Source organism: Mycolicibacterium sp. TUM20985 (genome assembly GCF_030295745.1).
GTDB lineage: Bacteria > Actinomycetota > Actinomycetes > Mycobacteriales > Mycobacteriaceae > Mycobacterium.
This window is the reverse complement of the sequence record NZ_AP027291.1, coordinates 2644512-2661733: the sequence shown is the minus strand read 5'-3', so window position 1 is coordinate 2661733 and position 17222 is coordinate 2644512. Positions and strand designations below refer to the sequence as shown.

The following is a 17222-nucleotide window of genomic DNA, read 5'->3' as shown; positions in this document are numbered from 1 at the left end:
GGCGGTAGGTTCGTGCGGTGGAGAAGGTCATCATCATGCTCCGGGCCGCAGCAGTCGAGGACTCCTGGTGCACCCGGTTGCGCACGGAGGTCGCGGACGATCTGCTCGCGCTGGGCATGCCCGGTCTGACGGTCAACGTACGCGATGCGGTGGTGCGCGACTCGATGATGACGTTGACGACGCTCGACCCGCCCGTCGTCGGCTTCGTCGGCATCTGGACCCAGCAGTCCTACGGTCCACACGTCCGGGGCGCACTCGAGCGACTGACCGGCGAATGCGAACTCCTCGCCGCGTACCTCGTCACCGAATCCGTTCCGCTGCCGCCACCCGCGGCGCCGCCGGCCTCGCGTACGCCGGGCTTCGCCAACGTGGCGCTCCTGCGGCGGCCCGCGGATCTCGACGAGGAGACGTGGCTCGAGCGTTGGCATCTCGACCACACACCGGTGGCGATCGCGACCCAGTCGACGTTTGGATACACCCAGAATGCGGTCGTGCGCGCACTGACTCCGGGCGCACCCGTCATCGATGCGATCGTCGAGGAGTTGTTCCCCCTCGAGGCGACCCGGGATCTGCACGCCTTCTTCGACGCCGGGAACGATGACGAACTTCAGCGTCGCATGAACCAGATGGTTGCGAGCACGTCGGCCTTCGGCGCGAATCGGGACGTCGACACGGTGCCGACCAGTCGCTACGTGATGCGCTCACCGTTCGCCACGGAGGTCGCGACCGAGGTGCACGCATGACCACCCTCGACGACGCCGTCGGGTTGGCCGCGGGGGAGAGCGGCCTAGCCGTGGTCTCGACCGTCCGTCGCGATGGCAGCGTGCAGGCCTCGCTCGTCAACGCCGGCGTCATCCCGCACCCGGCGTCGGGTGAGCCCACCCTCGGGTTCGTCACCTACGGCAAGGTGAAACTGGCCAATCTGCGCGCGCGACCGCACACCGCGGTGACGTTCCGAGGCGGGTGGCAGTGGGCGACGGTCGAGGGCACCGCGGAGCTGGCCGGTCCCGCCGACCCGCAGCCGTGGCTCGCCGGCGAGGACGCCCTGCGGCTGTTGCTGCGCGAGGTGTTCTCGGCTGCAGGCGGACGTCACGACGCCTGGGCCGAATACGACCGGGTGATGGCCGAGCAGGGTCGCACGGTCGTGCTGGTCACACCCAATCGCGTGTATTCGAACGGCTAGCGCATACGCTGCAGCGGTGCTGGTGCAGATCGACGACCTCAACGGCGTGCGAACCCTGACTCTGAACCGTCCCGAAGCGCTCAACGCGTTCAACGAGGCGCTGTACGACGCCACCACCATCGCCCTGCGGGACGCCGACGCGGACGCAGACGTCGCGGTCGTCTTGATCACCGGCGCCGGCCGGGCATTTAGCGCGGGCAACGATCTCGTCGAGATGCAGGCGCGCATCACCGACCCCGACTTCCAGTCCGGGCAGTACGGGTTCGCCGGCATGATCGAAACGTTGACGGCACTGCGGAAGCCGCTGATCCTCGCGGTGAACGGTCTCGGCGTCGGCATCGGCGCCACGATCCTGGGCTATGCCGACCTGGTCTTCATGTCGTCGACCGCCCGGCTCAAGTGCCCGTTCACCAGCCTTGGAGTGGCCCCCGAGGCGGCGTCCTCGTATCTGTTGCCGCAGCTGGTCGGCAGGCAGAATGCGGCATGGATGCTGCTGTCCTCGGAGTGGGTCGATGCCGAGGAGGCGCAGCGGATGGGTTTCGCGTGGAAGGTATGCGCACCGGACGCGCTCTTGACGGAGACTCGTCGGCACGCAGAAATCATTGCCGCACGGTCGATTTCGAGCCTGATCGCGGTGAAGCAAACCATGGTGGAGCCGACCAGGGCGGAGATCGCGGCGGCAGCGGCACGGGAATACGCGCAGTTCGCCGAATTGCTCGGGGGTGCCGCGAACGCCGATGCGCTGGCCGAGTTCGCCGATCGGCGGGGCCGGGAAGGCTGACCCCCTCGCGGCCTACCCCGCGACGGCGTGCATCGGGCAGGCGCCCACCGTGGCGGCCTCGATGATCGCGCGCACCGTGCGGCGGCAACGTCCGCAGTCCGAACCCGCTCCGCACGCGTCGGCGATCTGCTTCGAGGTCGAGGCGCCAGAGGCGACCAGCTCGGTCACGGCCTTGCTCGTCACGCCGGTGCACAGACACACGAACATGGAATCGGCGCCGCCTTCGCGTCAGAGGCGTGTGGTGAGCACGCCGGTGAACAAGTAAGTGGAGTCTAACCTTAGTTAGGGCAGCCAGTCCATCATCACGGTGGAACACGCCGCCACCACACCTCATTTGCCGCTGCCGCCATGACCGTTGGACTAGGTTGGGAGCAATTCCCACGTGCGACCGGGATGCAGCCGAACACATCGGCACCCGACCAGCCTCACGGTGTTAGGAGCAAAGCAATGCAAGGCGATGCCGACGTCCTCAAGCTTCTCAACGAGCAGTTGACCAGCGAGCTGACCGCGATCAACCAGTATTTCCTGCATTCGAAGATGCAGGAGAACTGGGGATTCACCGAGCTGGCGACGCACACGCGCAAAGAGGCGTTCGAGGAGATGAACCACGCCGAGGCGATCACCGACCGGATCCTGTTGCTCGACGGCCTCCCGAACTACCAGCGGCTGTTCTCGCTGCGCGTCGGCCAGACGCTGCGCGAGCAGTTCGAGGCCGACCTCGCCGTCGAGTACGAGGTGCTGGCGCGACTCAAGCCGGGTGTCGTCATGTGCCGGCAGAAGGAGGACGCCACCAGCGCCGCGTTGCTGGAGGGCATCCTCGCCGACGAGGAGCATCACATCGACTACCTCGAGACCCAACTCGAGCTCATGGACAAGCTCGGAGAGCAGCTGTACTCCGCGCAATGCGTGTCGCGTCCGCCACAGTAGAGCGCCTCGCGGTAACTCCATAGCCTATCTAAGCGATATGTCGTCGGGCGCTCCGATGCGTCCGACACACCTCGGGAGGCAGGCATGACGAGTCCTCCGGACACCGCCACCGCGGACCCCGAATCGGCCAACGCGCTGATCAGTCCGCAGCGGCGCAACTTCATCTTCATCGGCGTGCTGCTGGGCATGCTGCTCGCCGCGCTCGATCAGACGATCGTGGCGACCGCTCTGCCCACGGTGGTCGCCGACCTCGGCGGCGCGGGGCACCAGTCCTGGGTGGTGACCAGTTACCTCCTGGCGTCCACGATCGTCACGGCGATCGTCGGCAAGCTCGGTGACCTCTTCGGCCGCAAGATGGTGTTCCAGACGGCGATCCTGTTCTTCCTCGCCGGGTCCATCCTGTGCGGGCTCGCCGACTCGATGACCATGCTGGTCGCCTCGCGCACCCTGCAGGGCATCGGTGGCGGCGCGATCATGGTGACCTCGATGGCGGTCATCGGCGAGGTCATCCCATTGCGCGACCGCGGTCGGTACCAGGGCGCGCTCGGAGCGGTCTTCGGCGTGACGACGGTGATCGGCCCGCTGCTCGGCGGCTTCTTCACCGACAACCTGACGTGGCGCTGGGCGTTCTGGATCAACGTGCCGGTGGCGATCGTCGTGCTCATCGTGAGCATCGCCGCGATCCCGTCCCTGGCGCGGGCGGCCAAGCCCGTCATCGATTACGCGGGCATCCTGTTCGTCGGTCTCGGCGCATCGGGGCTCACCCTGGCGACCAGCTGGGGTGGTGGCGAGTACGCGTGGACCTCGCCGGTGATCATCGGCCTGTTCGTGGCCTCCGCCGCCGCGATCGCCGTGTTCGTCTGGGTGGAACTGCGAGCCGCTGAGCCCATCCTGCCGATCCGGTTGTTCGCCAGCCCCGTCTTCACGGTCTGCTGCATCCTCGGCTTCATCGTGGGCTTCGCGATGCTGGGCGCCCTGACGTTCATGCCGACCTTCATGCAGTTCGTCGACGGGGTGTCAGCCACCGAGTCCGGGTTGCGCACGCTGCCGATGGTCGCCGGCTTGCTGATCACGTCGATCAGCAGCGGATCGATCGTCGGACGCACCGGCCGGTACAAGATCTTCCCGGTCGCGGGCACGGCGATCATGGCCGTCGCCTTCTTCCTGCTCTCCGGCATGGACCAGACGACGCCGACCTGGCAGCAGTCGGTGTACCTGTTCATCCTGGGCACCGGCATCGGGTTGTGCATGCAGGTGCTCGTCCTCGTCGTGCAGAACACCTCGAGCTTCGAGGACCTCGGCGTGGCGACGTCGGGCGTCACCTTCTTCCGGACCATCGGAAGCTCCTTCGGCGCGGCCATCTTCGGCTCGCTCTTCGCGAACTTCCTGGCGGATCGACTGGGGCCCGCCCTGGCCGCCGGCGGCGCGCCGGCCGAAGCAGCCGAATCGCCGCAGGCGCTGCATCAGCTCGACGCCGCGATGGCGACACCGATCATCGACGCCTACGCCGACTCACTCGGCACCGTGTTCCTGTGCGCGGTGCCCGTGGCGATCGTCGGCTTCGTCGTCGCGCTGTTCCTCAAGGAGGTGCCGCTGCGCGAGATGGACGCCGTCTCGGCGACCGACCTTGGCGAGGGCTTCGGCATGCCAAGCACCGAGTCACCCGAGAAGATCCTCGAAGTCGCCATCGGCCGTATGTTCCGCGACTCACCGGACATCCGGCTCCGCAGCCTCGCCGGGGGGCCGGGCTGTGAGCTGCCCGTCGGGCAACTGTGGGCGCTGTTGCAGATCTACCGACAGAACCAGGTGTTCGGTTCGGCGACGCTCGCGGAGATCGGCGAGCGGCTCCGGGTGCCCTTCGAAGTACTGCAACCCACCTTCGACGAGGTGGTGCGCAACGGCTTCGCCCTGAATACCGGCGGGCGGCTGTGGCTCACGCAGGCCGGGATCAAACAGGTGAACACGCTGTCGGCGGCCATCGTCGGCCGCATCGTCGACAAGCTCGCGCAGTCGCCGAGCTTCGTGGGCCGCCCGGATCGCGTGCAGGTCGACGCGGCGCTGGAGCGCATCGCCCACCGCATGCTGGTGCAGAGGGACTGGACCGACGACCCCAAGGTCCTCGTCGGCGCCCGCTGACTCCGAAGACTAGAACGTGTTACAGAACCACGTCGTCGCAGGTAGGATCCGGTCATGAGCCGCATTGGAGACTTCGCCGACGACGACGCCGCTGCCTGGGTCATGACGTCGCCGGACATCGGCGTGGCGATGGCCAAGTTCAGCAACGCGGTCTACACCAAGAACCGCCTCCCGCTGCGCGTCCGCGAACTTGCGCGCATGGTAATCGCGCTCGACAACGAATGCGTGATCTGCCAGAACACCCGGGATTCCGTGGGCCCCGCGGCGGGGGTGGACGAGGACCTCTACGACCACGCCGCCGAGTGGCGGACCTGGCCCGGTTATAGCCCCGCCGAGCGCGTCGCCGCCGAGTTCGCCGCGCGGTTCGCCGCCGACCACACCGGGCTTCGGGACGACGAGGACTTCTGGCGACGCTGCCAGGAGCAGTTCGACCCCGAGATCCTGACCGACCTCGCCCTGTCCTGCGCGATGTGGCTCGGCATGGGCCGGATGCTGCGCACGTTGGACATCGGCCAGGCCTGCAAGATCACGCTGTAGGACACGCGCGCCGCATCTCGTCCACCGCTCGACCGGGCTGCCGCCGGTGCAGAATGGGTGCCATGCCAGCCACCCCTTTCACGGCACGCGCCATGTCCACCCTCGAGTCGAGCGGTGTCGTCACCGTCATCGGCACGGTGGTCAACGCCGCCGGGCTCGTGCACGCGAAGACCGTTCCGATCAATCGGGTGAGCGCGTTCACCGACCCCGGCCTCGGTGCCAGTCCCGTGTGGCACGTCTTCACCATCGACCAGTCGGGCATCGCCGTCGGAGGGGCCATTGGCGTGGTCGGCGATCAACGCATCCGGATCGACCCCGAGGCGCTGCGGGTCCTTGGCGACGGCCTGGCGTGGGCGCCCGGGTCCTTCTTCGATCAGGAGGGCACACCCGATTCCTTTTGCAGCCGTGGCACATTGGCGCGTATCGAACGACGCCTGGCCACGGCGGGCTTGAGTGCCCTGGTCGGCCACGAGATGGAGTTCGTCCTGGTGGGACCCGACGGTGCGCCCCTTCCGTCGACCTCGTGGGCGCAGTATGGCTTGGCCGGCGTCCTCGAATTCGAGGGCTTCGTCCGCGACGTCACGGCGGCGGCCGCCACCGCCGGTGTGGCGATCGAGCAGTTCCATCCGGAGTACGGCGCCAATCAGTTCGAGATCTCGCTCGCACCAGCGTCACCCGTCTCCGCCGCCGACCAGCTGATCCTCGCGCGGATCGTCGTGTCGCGGGTGGCCAGGAAGTACGGTGCCCGCGTCAGTTTGTCACCGGTTCCCTTCGCGGGCAGCGTCGGTTCGGGTGCCCACCAACACTTCTCGCTGCAGCACACGGGCGTGCCCCTGTTCTCGGGTGGGCCAGGGGTTCACGGTATGAGACCCGCCGGCGAGGCCGCCGTCGCGGGTGTGCTGGCAGGCCTCGCGGAAGCCCAGGGCGCACTGTGCGGTTCGATCCTCTCCGGCCTTCGGATGCAGCCGGGAAGCTGGTCGGGCGCCAACATCTGCTGGGGCACCGAGAACCGCGAGGCCGCGATCCGCTTCATGCAGAGCGGTCCGGCAAACCCCTACGGCGCCAACGTAGAGGTCAAGGTGGTCGACCCCTCGGCCAACCCGTACTTCGCCACGGCGGCGATCCTCGGTCTTGCCCTCGACGGCATCGAACGCGAACTGCCGCTACCCGCCGAGGTGGCCGTCGATCCCTCCACCCTCACCGACGGTGAGCGGACCGGCTCCGGAATCGGCCTGCTGCGCGACGACCAGGCATCGGTCATCGACGCCCTGGCCGAATCCACCTTGATGCGAGGCATTCTCGGCGACGCGGCAATCGACTCGATCACGGCCGTGCGACGCTACGAGCACGACAACTTCGGCACGCTCGACCCCGACGAACTGGCCGCCAAGTTCCGCCTGGCGTGGAGCGTGTGAGGAGCGGGATCGGTCAGACCACACCGGTCGCGTCGAACACCCACGACATGTCCGCGTTGGCGAAGTCCTCCAGCCAGGTCGGGGGAGCGAAGTTGGCCAGGGCGCTCATGTCCCAGTAGTCCTTCCAGAGCGAGATCTTGCCGTTCTCGACCCGGTGCACGGTGACGAACCGGAGTACCGCCGATTCACCCGTCGCCCAATGCCATTCCTCGTGGTGCTCGTACATGACATTGACCCCATCGTCGACGAGCAACCCGGTGAAGTTCTCGTAGGACGCCAACGGCTCGAGACCGATCTTCAGCCTCTTGACGATGTCGTCGGGGCCCTTCGCCGCGGCGGCGGGCCCGACCGGCACGTCGAGATAGATGCAGTCGTCGGTCAGGTAGGACTTCATCGTCTCCCAGTCGCGCGCCGACAACGCGGCCCACATGCCGAGCACCGTATCCTCAACCGACACTTGTCAACTCACCCTTCTGCGTTGGGATGGCGGGGGACTTGTGCGCAGCACGGAGGAAGCGCCCCGTGCGGCGGCGGCCGACCAGCTCGGTGGCCTCACCGTCGAGGAACACCGCCCGGCCGCCGACGAAGACGGCCTTGACCGTCTCGGCGTTGCGGTTGACCATCCGCGACAGCCCGCCGTACTGCGCCACCGGTTCCTCGGCGTAGGCGTCGAGGCGCTCGTCGAGGCGGGCCGGGTCGACGATGACGACGTCGGCGCGATCGCCGATGCGCAGGTGCCCGGCGTCGATGCGGTACCAGTCGGCCAGTTCACCGGTGAGCCGGTGCACCGCCTGCTCGATGGTCATGAACGGATCACCGGCCGCTTCCGCGTCGCGGACGTGGCGTAGCAGGCGCAACCCCATGTTGTAGAACGCCATGTTGCGCAGGTGCGCACCCGCATCGGAGAAGCCCATCTGCACACCGGGATCACTGGCGAGTTTCTTCAGCACCTCGGGCCGGTGGTTGGAGATGGTGGTGCGCCACCGCAACGCCTTGCCGTGTTCGAGAACGAGGTCGAGGAAGGCGTCGACCGGATGCAGACCACCGCGGTCGATGCCGACCTCGCCGAACGACTTGCCGATCACGCCGGCGTCCGGGCACTCGACGATGTGGGCATCGAAGAAGTCGCGGTGCCACACCCGCAGGCCGAACTTGCTCTCGTACTCCTTGCGGAACCGGCGGCGGTACTGCTCGTCGCGCATCATCTCGTTGCGCTCGACCTCGTCGCGCAGGTGCAGCGCCGCGGCGCCCGCCCCGAACTCCTCGAAGATGACCAGGTCGATGCCATCGGCATACACCTCGAACGGCACGGGCAGATGCTGCCAGCGGAAGTCTCCGCCGAGACGATTGACCAGCCGCGCGACTGGACCCATCATCGTGATCGCGAATGGGTTTGACTTCACGTCGGCCGCCGACAACAGGCTGGTCTTGAGCGGACGTCGAACGATGCCGAGCGACTGGGCGATCTGAGAGCCTAGATTCAACGGGTTCTCGATGTTCGGGCCGGATTGCAGAACCCGTCCTGCCTTGCGCAACAACGTCTTCAGCCGGCGCTGCTCCTTGGCCTTGGCATAGGTCGACGGCAGGGTGCGCGAACGGCAGACGTCACCGTCCAACTTGTCGAAGAGCAACTGCATCGACGACATGCCGACGAACCCGGCGTCGAGCGCCTCGGCGAGCATGCGCTCCATCTCCGCCTGTTCACGGCGGCTGGGACGCTCCTCCTTGCGCGTCGCCCGGTCCAGACCCATGACCGCCGTCCGCATGTCGGAGTGCCCGATGAACGCGGAGAGGTTGGGGCCCAGCGGAAGCCGTTCCAGCGCCTGGACGTATTCCTCGCAGGTGCGCCAGGTCTTGCGTCCGTCCACCGCCGCGATCACGTGTTCCCGCGGGATGGCCTCGACCCGGCCGAAGAGGTCACCCGCCTGCGTGCCGTCGATGTGAATCGTCGACAGCGAGCAGGAGCCGAGCATTATCGTCGTCACCCCGTGGCGCAACGACTCCGCCAACGCGGGCCCGTTCAGCACCTCGACGTCGTAGTGGGTGTGGATGTCCAGCATTCCCGGGAGCACCCAGTCACCGGTGGCATCGATCACCTGCGGGCACTCGGTGTCGTCGAGAGGGTCGGCGGAGATCGCGACGACGTGACCGCCGCGAATGCCGACGTCGCGCACCGCGGAGGCCGCGCCGGTGCCGTCGAACCACCGGCCGTTTCGGATGATCGTGTCGTAGGTCACCCCGTCATAGAACAGGCCGCCGGACACCGGTGTCAACGAAATCGTGAACACTTTCGCCAAATTGTCTACTGTTCGGCCCACGCGTCGGGTTGGCGGCCGTCCACATCGGTGAAGCCGTAGTGGCGGGCCAGCTCCACCGAGCTCGCCGACCGTTGATTCCAGCGGGCCCGATCGGGGTCCGCGGCGATGGCCGCGATCCCGCGACCCACGAACCGCGGCGTCTCCGACTCGGTGAAGGCCGCGGGTGCGACGAGACCACCGCCCGTGCGCGCCGGGTCCAGCGCGTCGCGCCAGTTCGACGCGCTCACACCATAGTTCTCGAGCATCATCTCCGAGCGCAGCCAGCCGGGCGTGACCGAGAGCGCGGTACCGCCGAACGGCGCCAGGTCGTGACCCTGACTGAAGGCGATCCTGTTCACCGACACCTTGGCGAGGTCGTAGAACGCCGAGATCCGGTAGTGGTGCGCATTGAACTCGGCCGTACCGTCGGTCACCTCGACGAGCAGACCACCCGGCCGGGTGATCAGCAGCGGCAGCAGACAGTGCGACGTGATGAGGTGGGTGTCGACACCCAGACGCAGGATGCGGAGTCCGTCCTCGAGGTCGTGCTGCCACATCGGGCGGTCCCAGGTCGACGGCGGCCCCTTCAGGACCTCCGCTCCCCACACGTCGTTGACGAGGACGTCGATCCCGCCGTAGTCGCGCCGGAGTCGATCCGCCAGTGCCCGCACCCGACCGACGTCCAAGTGGTCGGTCGGCACCGCGACGCCGACTCCGCCGAGTTCACTGACGAGTTCCGCTGTCTCCTCGATGGTTTCGGGTCGGTCGTAATCGGAGGCCAGGTCTACGACGGAGCTGGTGCGCCCGGTGCACACGACGGTGGCGCCGGCTTCGCCCAGAGCCGCCGCGATCCCGCGGCCCGCACCCCGGGTGGCCCCGGCGACCACGGCGACACGGCCGGCGAGAGCGCGGTGGCCGACGGGCGAGGACATGACGATGAGTATTCGCCAGCGACGGCATCTCCCACCGCAACTTCGAAAATCCCCAGGCATACTCGATTGGGTGACTCCGCTGCAGCGCTACATCGCCGAAGAGATCGCTACCGACCACGTCGAGGGGTTGATGTCCCGACGCGAGGCGATCCGCCGACTGGCCCTCATCGGCGTCGGCGCCACCGCCGCCTCGAGCTTGATCGCGGCGTGTAGCACCGCCGAGAAACCCGCGGACGAGACCGCGACGGCCGAAGCGCCGGTCACCTCGAGCGGCGCGGCGACCGAGAGCGCCCCTCCGCCGGGGATCGAGAACGCCGTCGAGACGACACCCATCACGTGGGCGGGTCCGCGGGGCGAACTGCAGGCGGCCTTCGCGGCGGCCGAGACGCCGAAGGGCGCCGTCCTCGTCATCCACGAGAACAAGGGACTCACCGACTGGGCGCGCTCGGTGGCGGGTCGGTTTGCCGGCATCGGCTACTCGGGCCTCGCCATCGACCTGCTGTCGGGTGAGGGCGGCACGGCGAAGTTCACCGACCCCGCCGAAGCCACGGCGGCGCTGAGCAAGATCTCACCGCAGGACTTCGTCGCCGACATGAGGTCGGGCCTCGAGGAGTTACAGCGTCGCGCACCCGGGGTGAAGGTGGCGGCGGTGGGATTCTGCATGGGCGGCGGCCTCGTGTGGCAGCTGCTGGCCGCGGGTGAACCTCAGCTGGCCGCAGCCGTACCGTTCTACGGCCCGACGCCGGACGGCGCCGACTTCAGCAGATCCAAAGACGTCGCCGTGCTGGGGTTCTACGGCTCCAAGGATGCGCGCGTCACCGGGACCAAGGACGCCGCCCAGCAGGCGCTCGACAAAGCCGGCGTCGTCAACGAACTCGTCGTCGAAGAGGGCGCGGACCACGCGTTCTTCAACGACACGAGCGAGCGCTACGACCCCACCGCCGCCGCCGACGCCTGGCAGCGCGTGCAGGACTGGTTCACCAAGTACGTCGGCTGATCCCTAGGCGTTCATCCCTCGTTCCGAGAATGCTCACGCGCCTCCGGTCTGATGAGACATGCGGGTCGTACAGGTGGCGAACTTCTACGGTCCGCGGTCCGGCGGGTTGCGGACGGCCGTGGACCGACTTGGCGCGGAGTACTGTGCCGCGGGCCACGAGGTCTTCCTGGTGGTGCCGGGACGTGATATCTCGACACAGGTGATGGACTCCCGTGTGGTGCGTATTTCGTTGCCCGCCAGGCAGATTCCATTCACCGGCGGCTATCGCGCAGTGCTCCCGCGGCCGGTCGCCGCCCTGCTGACCCAGCTGCGGCCCGACGCCCTGGAGGTCTCCGACCGGTTGACCCTGCGCTCGCTGGGACCGTGGGGTCGTCGGCACGACGTCGCGACGGTGATGATCTCGCACGAACGGTTGGATCGGCTCGCGGGCCAGTTCCTGCCGCGTCGGTTGGCCCGCGCCGTCGCCGACGCCGCCAACCGCAGAACCGCGGCCCAGTACGACACGGTGGTCTGCACGACGGCGTTCGCGCGCGAGGAATTCGACCGCATCGACGCCCGCAACGTCCTCACGGTCCCACTCGGCGTCGACCTCGACCAGTTCCATCCCCGCAGGCGCTCGGTGCACGTCCGCAACCGCTGGGCGACGCAGGCGCAGACACTCCTGGTGCACTGCGGACGACTCTCGGTCGAGAAGCATGCCCACCGCAGCATCGATACCCTCATGGCTCTTCGTGATTCGGGTATCGACGCGCGGCTCGTCGTCGTGGGGGAGGGGCCGTTGCGCACCCGCCTCGAACGGCAAGCGGCTCGGCTGCCGGTCGCCTTCACCGGGTTCATCGGATGTCGCGACACGGTGGCGTCGATCCTGGCCTCGGCGGACGTGGCCCTGGCCCCCGGCCCGCACGAGACCTTCGGGTTGGCCGCGCTCGAAGCACTGGCCTGTGGAACGCCCGCGGTCGTCTCCAACACCTCGGCGCTGGCCGAGATCCTCACCGGTGAGAGCGGGGCCGCGGCCGACAACGATCCCCACTCGATCGCCAAGGCAGTCACGGCACTGATCGGCAGGCCCGAATCGTCCCGCCGCATCGGCGCCCGCCTGCGAGCCGAGCAGTTCTCCTGGCCGACGTCGGCGGCGGGGATGCTCGACGCCCTCGGTGCCGACTCCCCGCCAGGCCCGGCACGTCGTTGAACTCCGCTCGCCCACGGTTCGTGTCACGTCACACACACCGTTGACGGAAGAGGACCCATGACCACCATTAGCACGACGCTCGGGACGGTGCTCGTCACCGCCCTGCTCGCCACCGCATGCAGCAGCACGCCCGCTCCGCGCGCCGATTACGGCGCCAGCCCCGTGGTGAGCTCCGCCCCCGCGGTCGCCGGGCCGACGATCACCATCAAGGGGATGGCGTTCGGCGACCCCCTCACCGTCTCACCCGGAGCCGTGGTCACCATCGTGAACGACGACTCGATGGAGCACTCCGTCACCTCCAAGCCGGACGCGGGTTTCGACACCGACGTCGACGGGGGATCACAGCAGACCTTCACCGCGCCAACGCGCCCGGGGCAGTACCCCTTCATCTGCACCTACCACCCGAACATGAAGGGAACGTTGATCGTCACGTAGTCCGTCGGCTCCCGGATAACGGTTTGAACGAGCGCGTTTCCGGGAAATCACGACTGCAGCGTGCACGTCAATTTCTGATGTGCCCGGAGCCGAAGGAGCCCGAAATGGGTAGCAATACCGTCACTTTGATCGTGATCGCGGTCGTAGTCGTTCTGCTCTTGATCCTGGCTGCAGCCTTCCTCGCGCGTAGTGCCCGCGACAAGAAGCGTCGCGCCGAGGCGGACCGGATCCGCGAGGAACTCCACGGGGAGAACGCCAGGGTGGAGAAGCGGGAGGCGATCGCCGCGGAGACCGAGGCCAAGGCGCGTGCCGCCGCCGCCGAAGCCGAGGCCAAGGCCGCCGAGGCCAAGCGGTTGAACGACAGGGCCGCGTCGCACCGCGACGAGGCCGCGTCATCGCGTGAGCACCTCGACAACGAATGGCAGCGCGCCGATGCGCTGGATCCGCGGCGCAAGGACGACGTCGACGCCGCCCAGGCCGAGGCCGAGAAGCACAGCGCCCAGCGCGAAGAGATCAGCCGCGAAGAGCAACTGCCCCAGCACGACGAAGTCCGCCGCACCGAACAACTGCCCCAGCACGACGAGTCGCGCCGGGTGATCAACTAGCGCGCCGCGCTCCAGGCCACGGGTAGCCGCTTGATGCCGTGGATGAAGGCGGATTGCAGCCTGGCGGGTTCTTCGGTGGCGGTGATGTCGGGGATCCTGCGGTGCAGTTCCTCGAACGCCACGGTGATCTCGCGGCGAGCCAGATTGGCCCCCAGGCAGAAGTGAGCGCCGCCGCCGCCGAAGCCGACGTGCGGGTTCGGATGGCGCCGGACGTCGAAGGTCCATGGGTCGTCGAACTTTGCATGGTCGCGGTTGGCTGACCCGTACCAGAGCGTGACCTTGTCTCCCTCAGCGAGTTTCACCCCGCTCAGCTCGGTATCCCTGGTCACCGTTCGGCGCATGTACGCCACCGGCGACGCCCAGCGGACCACCTCCTCGACGGCGGTCGGGGCGACGGTGTCGTAGTCACTCCACCAGTCGTCGCGCTGCTCGGGATGCCGGCTCAAGGCAAGCACCCCGTGGCTGATGGCGTTGCGGGTGGTCTCGTTGCCGGCAACCACCAGCAGGATGAAGAACGACGCCACCTCGGCGGAGGTCAGCCGTTCCCCGTCGAGTTCGGCCTGCACCAAGCTGGTGGTGAGATCCTCACCTGGGTGGGCCCGACGATCGTCGGCCAGCGCCGCGGCGTAGGCGCCGATGTCCATCGCCACCTTGACGAACTCGTCGAAGTCCGCCGTGATCTCGGGATCGCCGAAACCGAGGATCACGTTCGTCCATCCGAAGACGTTCTGGTGGTCCTCTTCGGGGATGCCCATCATGTCGCAGATGATCTGCAGCGGAAGCGGCCCGGCCAGCGCGGAGACCAGGTCCGCCGTCCCGTCGGGGTGCTCGGTGATCATCGCCTCGACCAGCCGCCGAGCGCGGTCGCGCACCGAGTCCTCGATACGCGCCAGGACCCGCGGCGTGAACGCGCTCCTGACGATGTTGCGGAGCCGCGTGTGCCGAGGGTCGTCCATCGCGATCATGGAACCGAAGTACTCGGCCAACTCCGGCGTCTGATCACCGATGACGATGCCCTGCGCCGAGCTGAAGATCTCGGGATGGCGGCTGGCATGGAACACGTCGTCGAAGCGGGTCACCGCCCAGTGCCCGCGGCCCTGCTCGAAGCCGTCCTGAACGAACTCGGGGTGGTGTGACACCGGCGCCTCGCGGCGCAGCGTGGCGAACGCGCCATCCCGCACGTCGTCGTCGAGCGCCCAGAAGTCCCACGACCCCAGATTGATGTCGGCGAGTGCCACGTCGGGCGGCGGCATCCCGTTCACCCGTGTCGAAATACCCACGCCACCTCACCTCATCGTCGAGAACGCGATGTCGCCGAGCGTAGCGTCAGGGCCTGGCTTCGTGCCCGCTTCTCCCGTGGGTGCGTCGCTGCTCCTTCATCTTCGCCTCGAAGACATGGCGCTCACCTGCTTGTAGCTGGTCTCGGACCCGCCGTTCGTGTTCGCGGAACTCGGTCCAGTAGCCGTCGTCGAACTCCTCGACGATCTGGAACGTCCAGCGGCCGTAGAGCACGTTCCGTCCGACCAGTTCGGTCTCCAGATCGTCGGCCGTCGCCGCGTGCCCCACCTCCCTCAGCTCGTCGCACGCCTCACCGAGCGTCAGATCGGCATGGCCCATCAACTGGTGAAAGGTGTACAGGTGCCCGCGGGCCCGCTCGACGTACTCGAGTGCTTCGGAGATCTTCCCCACCGCCGCAATCGTGTCGTCGTCCATCCCGGCGGGGCGCCGGTCGAGGCCAGGTTCGGAATCGTCGCGCTTCGTCACACCTCGTTTCTACTCCGGCGGTCTCGGTGCCACCAGCAGGACCGGGTTGCGCCGATGCCCTGCGCGTCGCCACTGCGCCGTGGTAGCACCTCTACGTGCGCAACCCACATGCAGGGCAACCGTTTACGACCTCGGACGAGGACATCGCCACTGCGCTCCTCGACGTCAGCATCCCGACGTTGATGCTGTCGCTGGTCCACATGTCGGGCAATCCCGAACTGATTCGCGGCGCACTCAAACCGGCGGGCCTGTTCCTCAACGAGGTGCAGGGCTACATGTCCGAGGAGGACAAGGCGGCGGTCCGCAAGATCGCCGTGGAGGTGATCGGCGACTACCGAGACCGCGGCTGCCCCGAACCCGAACCAATCAGCGGTGAACTCCTCAAGGAGATGATGGAGTGGCTGGTGTGCGAGCCCGTGCCGGACGAGTACGTGCCCATGCTGCTGGAGGAGATGGAGCTCGACGGCACGGACCTGCGCGCCGCGCCGATCTCGCGGCCTGCCGCCCGCGACGACTTTCCCGTCATCGTCATCGGTTGCGGTGAGTCGGGGCTGTTGGCCGGAATTCGGCTCAAGGAGGCCGGCATCCCCTTCACCATCGTCGAGAAGAACGCCGGCCCCGGCGGGACCTGGTATCAGAACACCTATCCCGGCGCACGGGTGGACGTGGGAAATCACTTCTACTGCTACAGCTTCGAGCCGACCGACCAGTGGACTCACTTCTTCGCCGAGCAACCCGAACTCCAGGCCTACTTCCAACGCGTGATGGACAAGTACGGCGTCGGACCGCACGTCAGGTGGGAGACCGAGGTCACCGACGCCACCTGGGACGACGCCGGAGCAATGTGGACCGTTCGCACGCGCGCGGCCGACGGCACCGTGGAAAGCCTCGAGGCGCGGGCGGTCATCAGTGCGGTCGGCCAGCTGGACCGGCCGCACATTCCTGCCATTGCAGGTCGAGAAGACTTCCGCGGCAATGCCTTTCATTCGGCGCAGTGGGACCACTCGGTGGACCTGCACGACAAGCGCGTGGCGATGATCGGCGCAGGCGCCAGCGGCTTCCAGATCGCCCCGGCGATCGCCGACGACGTCGCCCAGCTCACAGTCTTCCAGCGCACCGCACAGTGGATGTTCCCCAACCCGAACTACCACGCCGCCGTGGGAGCCGGCGTGAAGTGGGCATTGCGGCATCTGCCCTTCTACGGCCGCTGGTACCGGTTCCTACTGTTCTGGCCGGGCTGTGACAAGGGTTTGGAGGCAGCCAGAGTCGATGCCGACTATCCCGACCAAGGCCGCGCGGTCAGTGAGATCAACGAGATCACCCGCATCATGTTCACCGAGTGGATCACCAGCCAGGTCGGTGGTGATGCCGAGTTGGCCGCCAAGGTCGTGCCCGACTACCCGGCGACGGGCAAGCGCACGCTGCAGGACAACGGCAGTTGGCTGCAGACGCTGACACGCGACGACGTCGACCTGGTCCGCACGCCGATCGAGCGCATCGAGGCCGCGGGCGTCGTCACCGCGGACGGTGTGCATCACCCCGCCGACGTGATCGTCTTCGCCACGGGCTTCCATGCCACCGAAGTGCTGTGGCCGATGACGATCACCGGGCGCGATGGTCGCGACCTCCGCGCCCAGTGGGGCGAGCGGCCCGCCGCGTACCTCGGCATCACCGTGCCCGGCTATCCCAACTTCTTCTGCATGTACGGGCCGGGTACCAACCTCGCCAGCGGCGGCAGTCTCATCTTCCACTCCGAGTGTCAGATGCGTTACATCACACAGTGTTTGGATCGTCTGATCGCCGAAGGGCATCGCTCGATGGAACCGCGGCAGGACAGGACCGAGGACTGGGTGCGGCGCAGTCAGGCCGAAATGCGCAAGATGGTGTGGTCACAGCCGTCCATCGAGCACTCCTTCTACAAGAACAGCCATGGCGAGGTGTACACGCTGAGTCCGTGGCGGCTGGTCGACTACTGGGCGTGGACCCGGGTGCCCGACCCCGGCGACTTCGTCTTCGGCTGACGG

General features: G+C 67.6%; 18 protein-coding genes. 12 read left to right on the top strand and 6 right to left on the bottom strand.

Going from position 1 to position 17222, the window contains the following annotated elements; genetic code table 11:
- Nucleotides 1-17: 17 nt before the first annotated feature.
- The 3 genes from QUE68_RS13140 to QUE68_RS13130 are packed head-to-tail and all read left to right on the top strand — an operon-like array spanning nucleotide 18 to nucleotide 1964.
- Nucleotides 18-743, top strand: coding sequence for an EthD domain-containing protein (locus QUE68_RS13140; protein WP_284226529.1), 726 nt, complete (start codon nucleotides 18-20; stop codon nucleotides 741-743).
- The gene (locus tag QUE68_RS13135) at nucleotides 740-1183 is read left to right on the top strand and encodes a TIGR03618 family F420-dependent PPOX class oxidoreductase (protein WP_284226527.1); all 444 of its coding nucleotides are present in this window, start codon (nucleotides 740-742) and stop codon (nucleotides 1181-1183) included. Before QUE68_RS13140 ends, QUE68_RS13135 begins: the two co-directional genes overlap by 4 nt.
- Before the next feature lie 16 nt (nucleotides 1184-1199).
- Nucleotides 1200-1964 (top strand): enoyl-CoA hydratase/isomerase family protein, encoded by a 765-nt coding sequence (locus QUE68_RS13130; RefSeq protein WP_284226526.1) that lies wholly within the window; start codon nucleotides 1200-1202, stop codon nucleotides 1962-1964.
- Nucleotides 1965-1976: 12 nt separating this feature from the next.
- Here QUE68_RS13130 and QUE68_RS13125 read toward each other — a convergent pair whose 3' ends face one another.
- On the bottom strand, nucleotides 1977-2171 hold the full coding sequence (locus tag QUE68_RS13125) for a (2Fe-2S)-binding protein (protein ID WP_284226524.1): 195 nt from the start codon (nucleotides 2169-2171) through the stop codon (nucleotides 1977-1979).
- A 240-nt stretch (nucleotides 2172-2411) separates the two neighbouring features.
- On the opposite strand from QUE68_RS13125, the gene bfr reads away from it, so the two are divergent.
- From bfr to QUE68_RS13105, 4 genes are all read left to right on the top strand, one after another.
- On the top strand, nucleotides 2412-2891 hold the full coding sequence (gene bfr, locus QUE68_RS13120) for a bacterioferritin (protein WP_284226522.1): 480 nt from the start codon (nucleotides 2412-2414) through the stop codon (nucleotides 2889-2891).
- An 84-nt stretch (nucleotides 2892-2975) separates the two neighbouring features.
- The gene (locus tag QUE68_RS13115) at nucleotides 2976-5027 is read left to right on the top strand and encodes an MDR family MFS transporter (RefSeq protein ID WP_284226520.1); all 2052 of its coding nucleotides are present in this window, start codon (nucleotides 2976-2978) and stop codon (nucleotides 5025-5027) included.
- Nucleotides 5028-5081: 54 nt separating this feature from the next.
- Complete coding sequence (locus tag QUE68_RS13110; RefSeq protein ID WP_284226519.1) at nucleotides 5082-5564, top strand: carboxymuconolactone decarboxylase family protein; 483 nt, start codon at nucleotides 5082-5084, stop codon at nucleotides 5562-5564.
- A gap of 53 nt (nucleotides 5565-5617) precedes the next feature.
- Entirely contained in the window at nucleotides 5618-6979 is a 1362-nt protein-coding gene (locus QUE68_RS13105; protein WP_454786512.1) for a glutamine synthetase family protein, read from the top strand.
- 13 nt (nucleotides 6980-6992) lie between these two features.
- Here the strand turns inward: QUE68_RS13105 and QUE68_RS13100 are convergent, their stop codons facing one another.
- The 3 genes from QUE68_RS13100 to QUE68_RS13090 form a co-directional block, all read right to left on the bottom strand.
- Entirely contained in the window at nucleotides 6993-7436 is a 444-nt protein-coding gene (locus QUE68_RS13100) for a nuclear transport factor 2 family protein (protein WP_284226517.1), read from the bottom strand.
- Nucleotides 7426-9216: an N-acyl-D-amino-acid deacylase family protein gene (locus QUE68_RS13095; protein ID WP_284230914.1), complete on the bottom strand. Its 1791-nt coding sequence runs from the start codon at nucleotides 9214-9216 to the stop codon at nucleotides 7426-7428. Before QUE68_RS13095 ends, QUE68_RS13100 begins: the two co-directional genes overlap by 11 nt.
- 65 nt (nucleotides 9217-9281) lie before the next feature.
- On the bottom strand, nucleotides 9282-10208 hold the full coding sequence (locus QUE68_RS13090) for an SDR family oxidoreductase (protein WP_284226516.1): 927 nt from the start codon (nucleotides 10206-10208) through the stop codon (nucleotides 9282-9284).
- 70 nt (nucleotides 10209-10278) lie between these two features.
- Here QUE68_RS13090 and QUE68_RS13085 point away from each other — a divergent pair, with 70 nt between their 5' ends.
- The 4 genes from QUE68_RS13085 to QUE68_RS13070 all read left to right on the top strand — a co-directional run bounded on the left by QUE68_RS13085 (nucleotide 10279) and on the right by QUE68_RS13070 (nucleotide 13434).
- Nucleotides 10279-11205: a dienelactone hydrolase family protein gene (locus QUE68_RS13085; protein ID WP_284226515.1), complete on the top strand. Its 927-nt coding sequence runs from the start codon at nucleotides 10279-10281 to the stop codon at nucleotides 11203-11205.
- Between the two features lie 58 nt (nucleotides 11206-11263).
- The gene (locus tag QUE68_RS13080) at nucleotides 11264-12394 is read left to right on the top strand and encodes a glycosyltransferase (RefSeq protein ID WP_284226513.1); all 1131 of its coding nucleotides are present in this window, start codon (nucleotides 11264-11266) and stop codon (nucleotides 12392-12394) included.
- A gap of 57 nt (nucleotides 12395-12451) precedes the next feature.
- Entirely contained in the window at nucleotides 12452-12829 is a 378-nt protein-coding gene (locus QUE68_RS13075) for a cupredoxin domain-containing protein (RefSeq protein ID WP_284226512.1), read from the top strand.
- 104 nt (nucleotides 12830-12933) lie between these two features.
- Entirely contained in the window at nucleotides 12934-13434 is a 501-nt protein-coding gene (locus QUE68_RS13070) for a hypothetical protein (protein ID WP_284226511.1), read from the top strand.
- Here the strand turns inward: QUE68_RS13070 and QUE68_RS13065 are convergent.
- Together QUE68_RS13065 and QUE68_RS13060 are read right to left on the bottom strand one after the other, a co-directional pair.
- The gene (locus QUE68_RS13065; protein ID WP_284226510.1) at nucleotides 13431-14714 is read right to left on the bottom strand and encodes a cytochrome P450; all 1284 of its coding nucleotides are present in this window, start codon (nucleotides 14712-14714) and stop codon (nucleotides 13431-13433) included. The two genes, QUE68_RS13070 and QUE68_RS13065, sit on opposite strands and share 4 nt — an antisense overlap.
- Before the next feature lie 46 nt (nucleotides 14715-14760).
- Entirely contained in the window at nucleotides 14761-15147 is a 387-nt protein-coding gene (locus QUE68_RS13060) for a hypothetical protein (RefSeq protein ID WP_284230913.1), read from the bottom strand.
- 146 nt (nucleotides 15148-15293) lie between these two features.
- Here QUE68_RS13060 and QUE68_RS13055 point away from each other — a divergent pair, with 146 nt between their 5' ends.
- Nucleotides 15294-17219 (top strand): flavin-containing monooxygenase, encoded by a 1926-nt coding sequence (locus QUE68_RS13055; RefSeq protein WP_284226509.1) that lies wholly within the window; start codon nucleotides 15294-15296, stop codon nucleotides 17217-17219.
- Nucleotides 17220-17222: the final 3 nt, after the last annotated feature.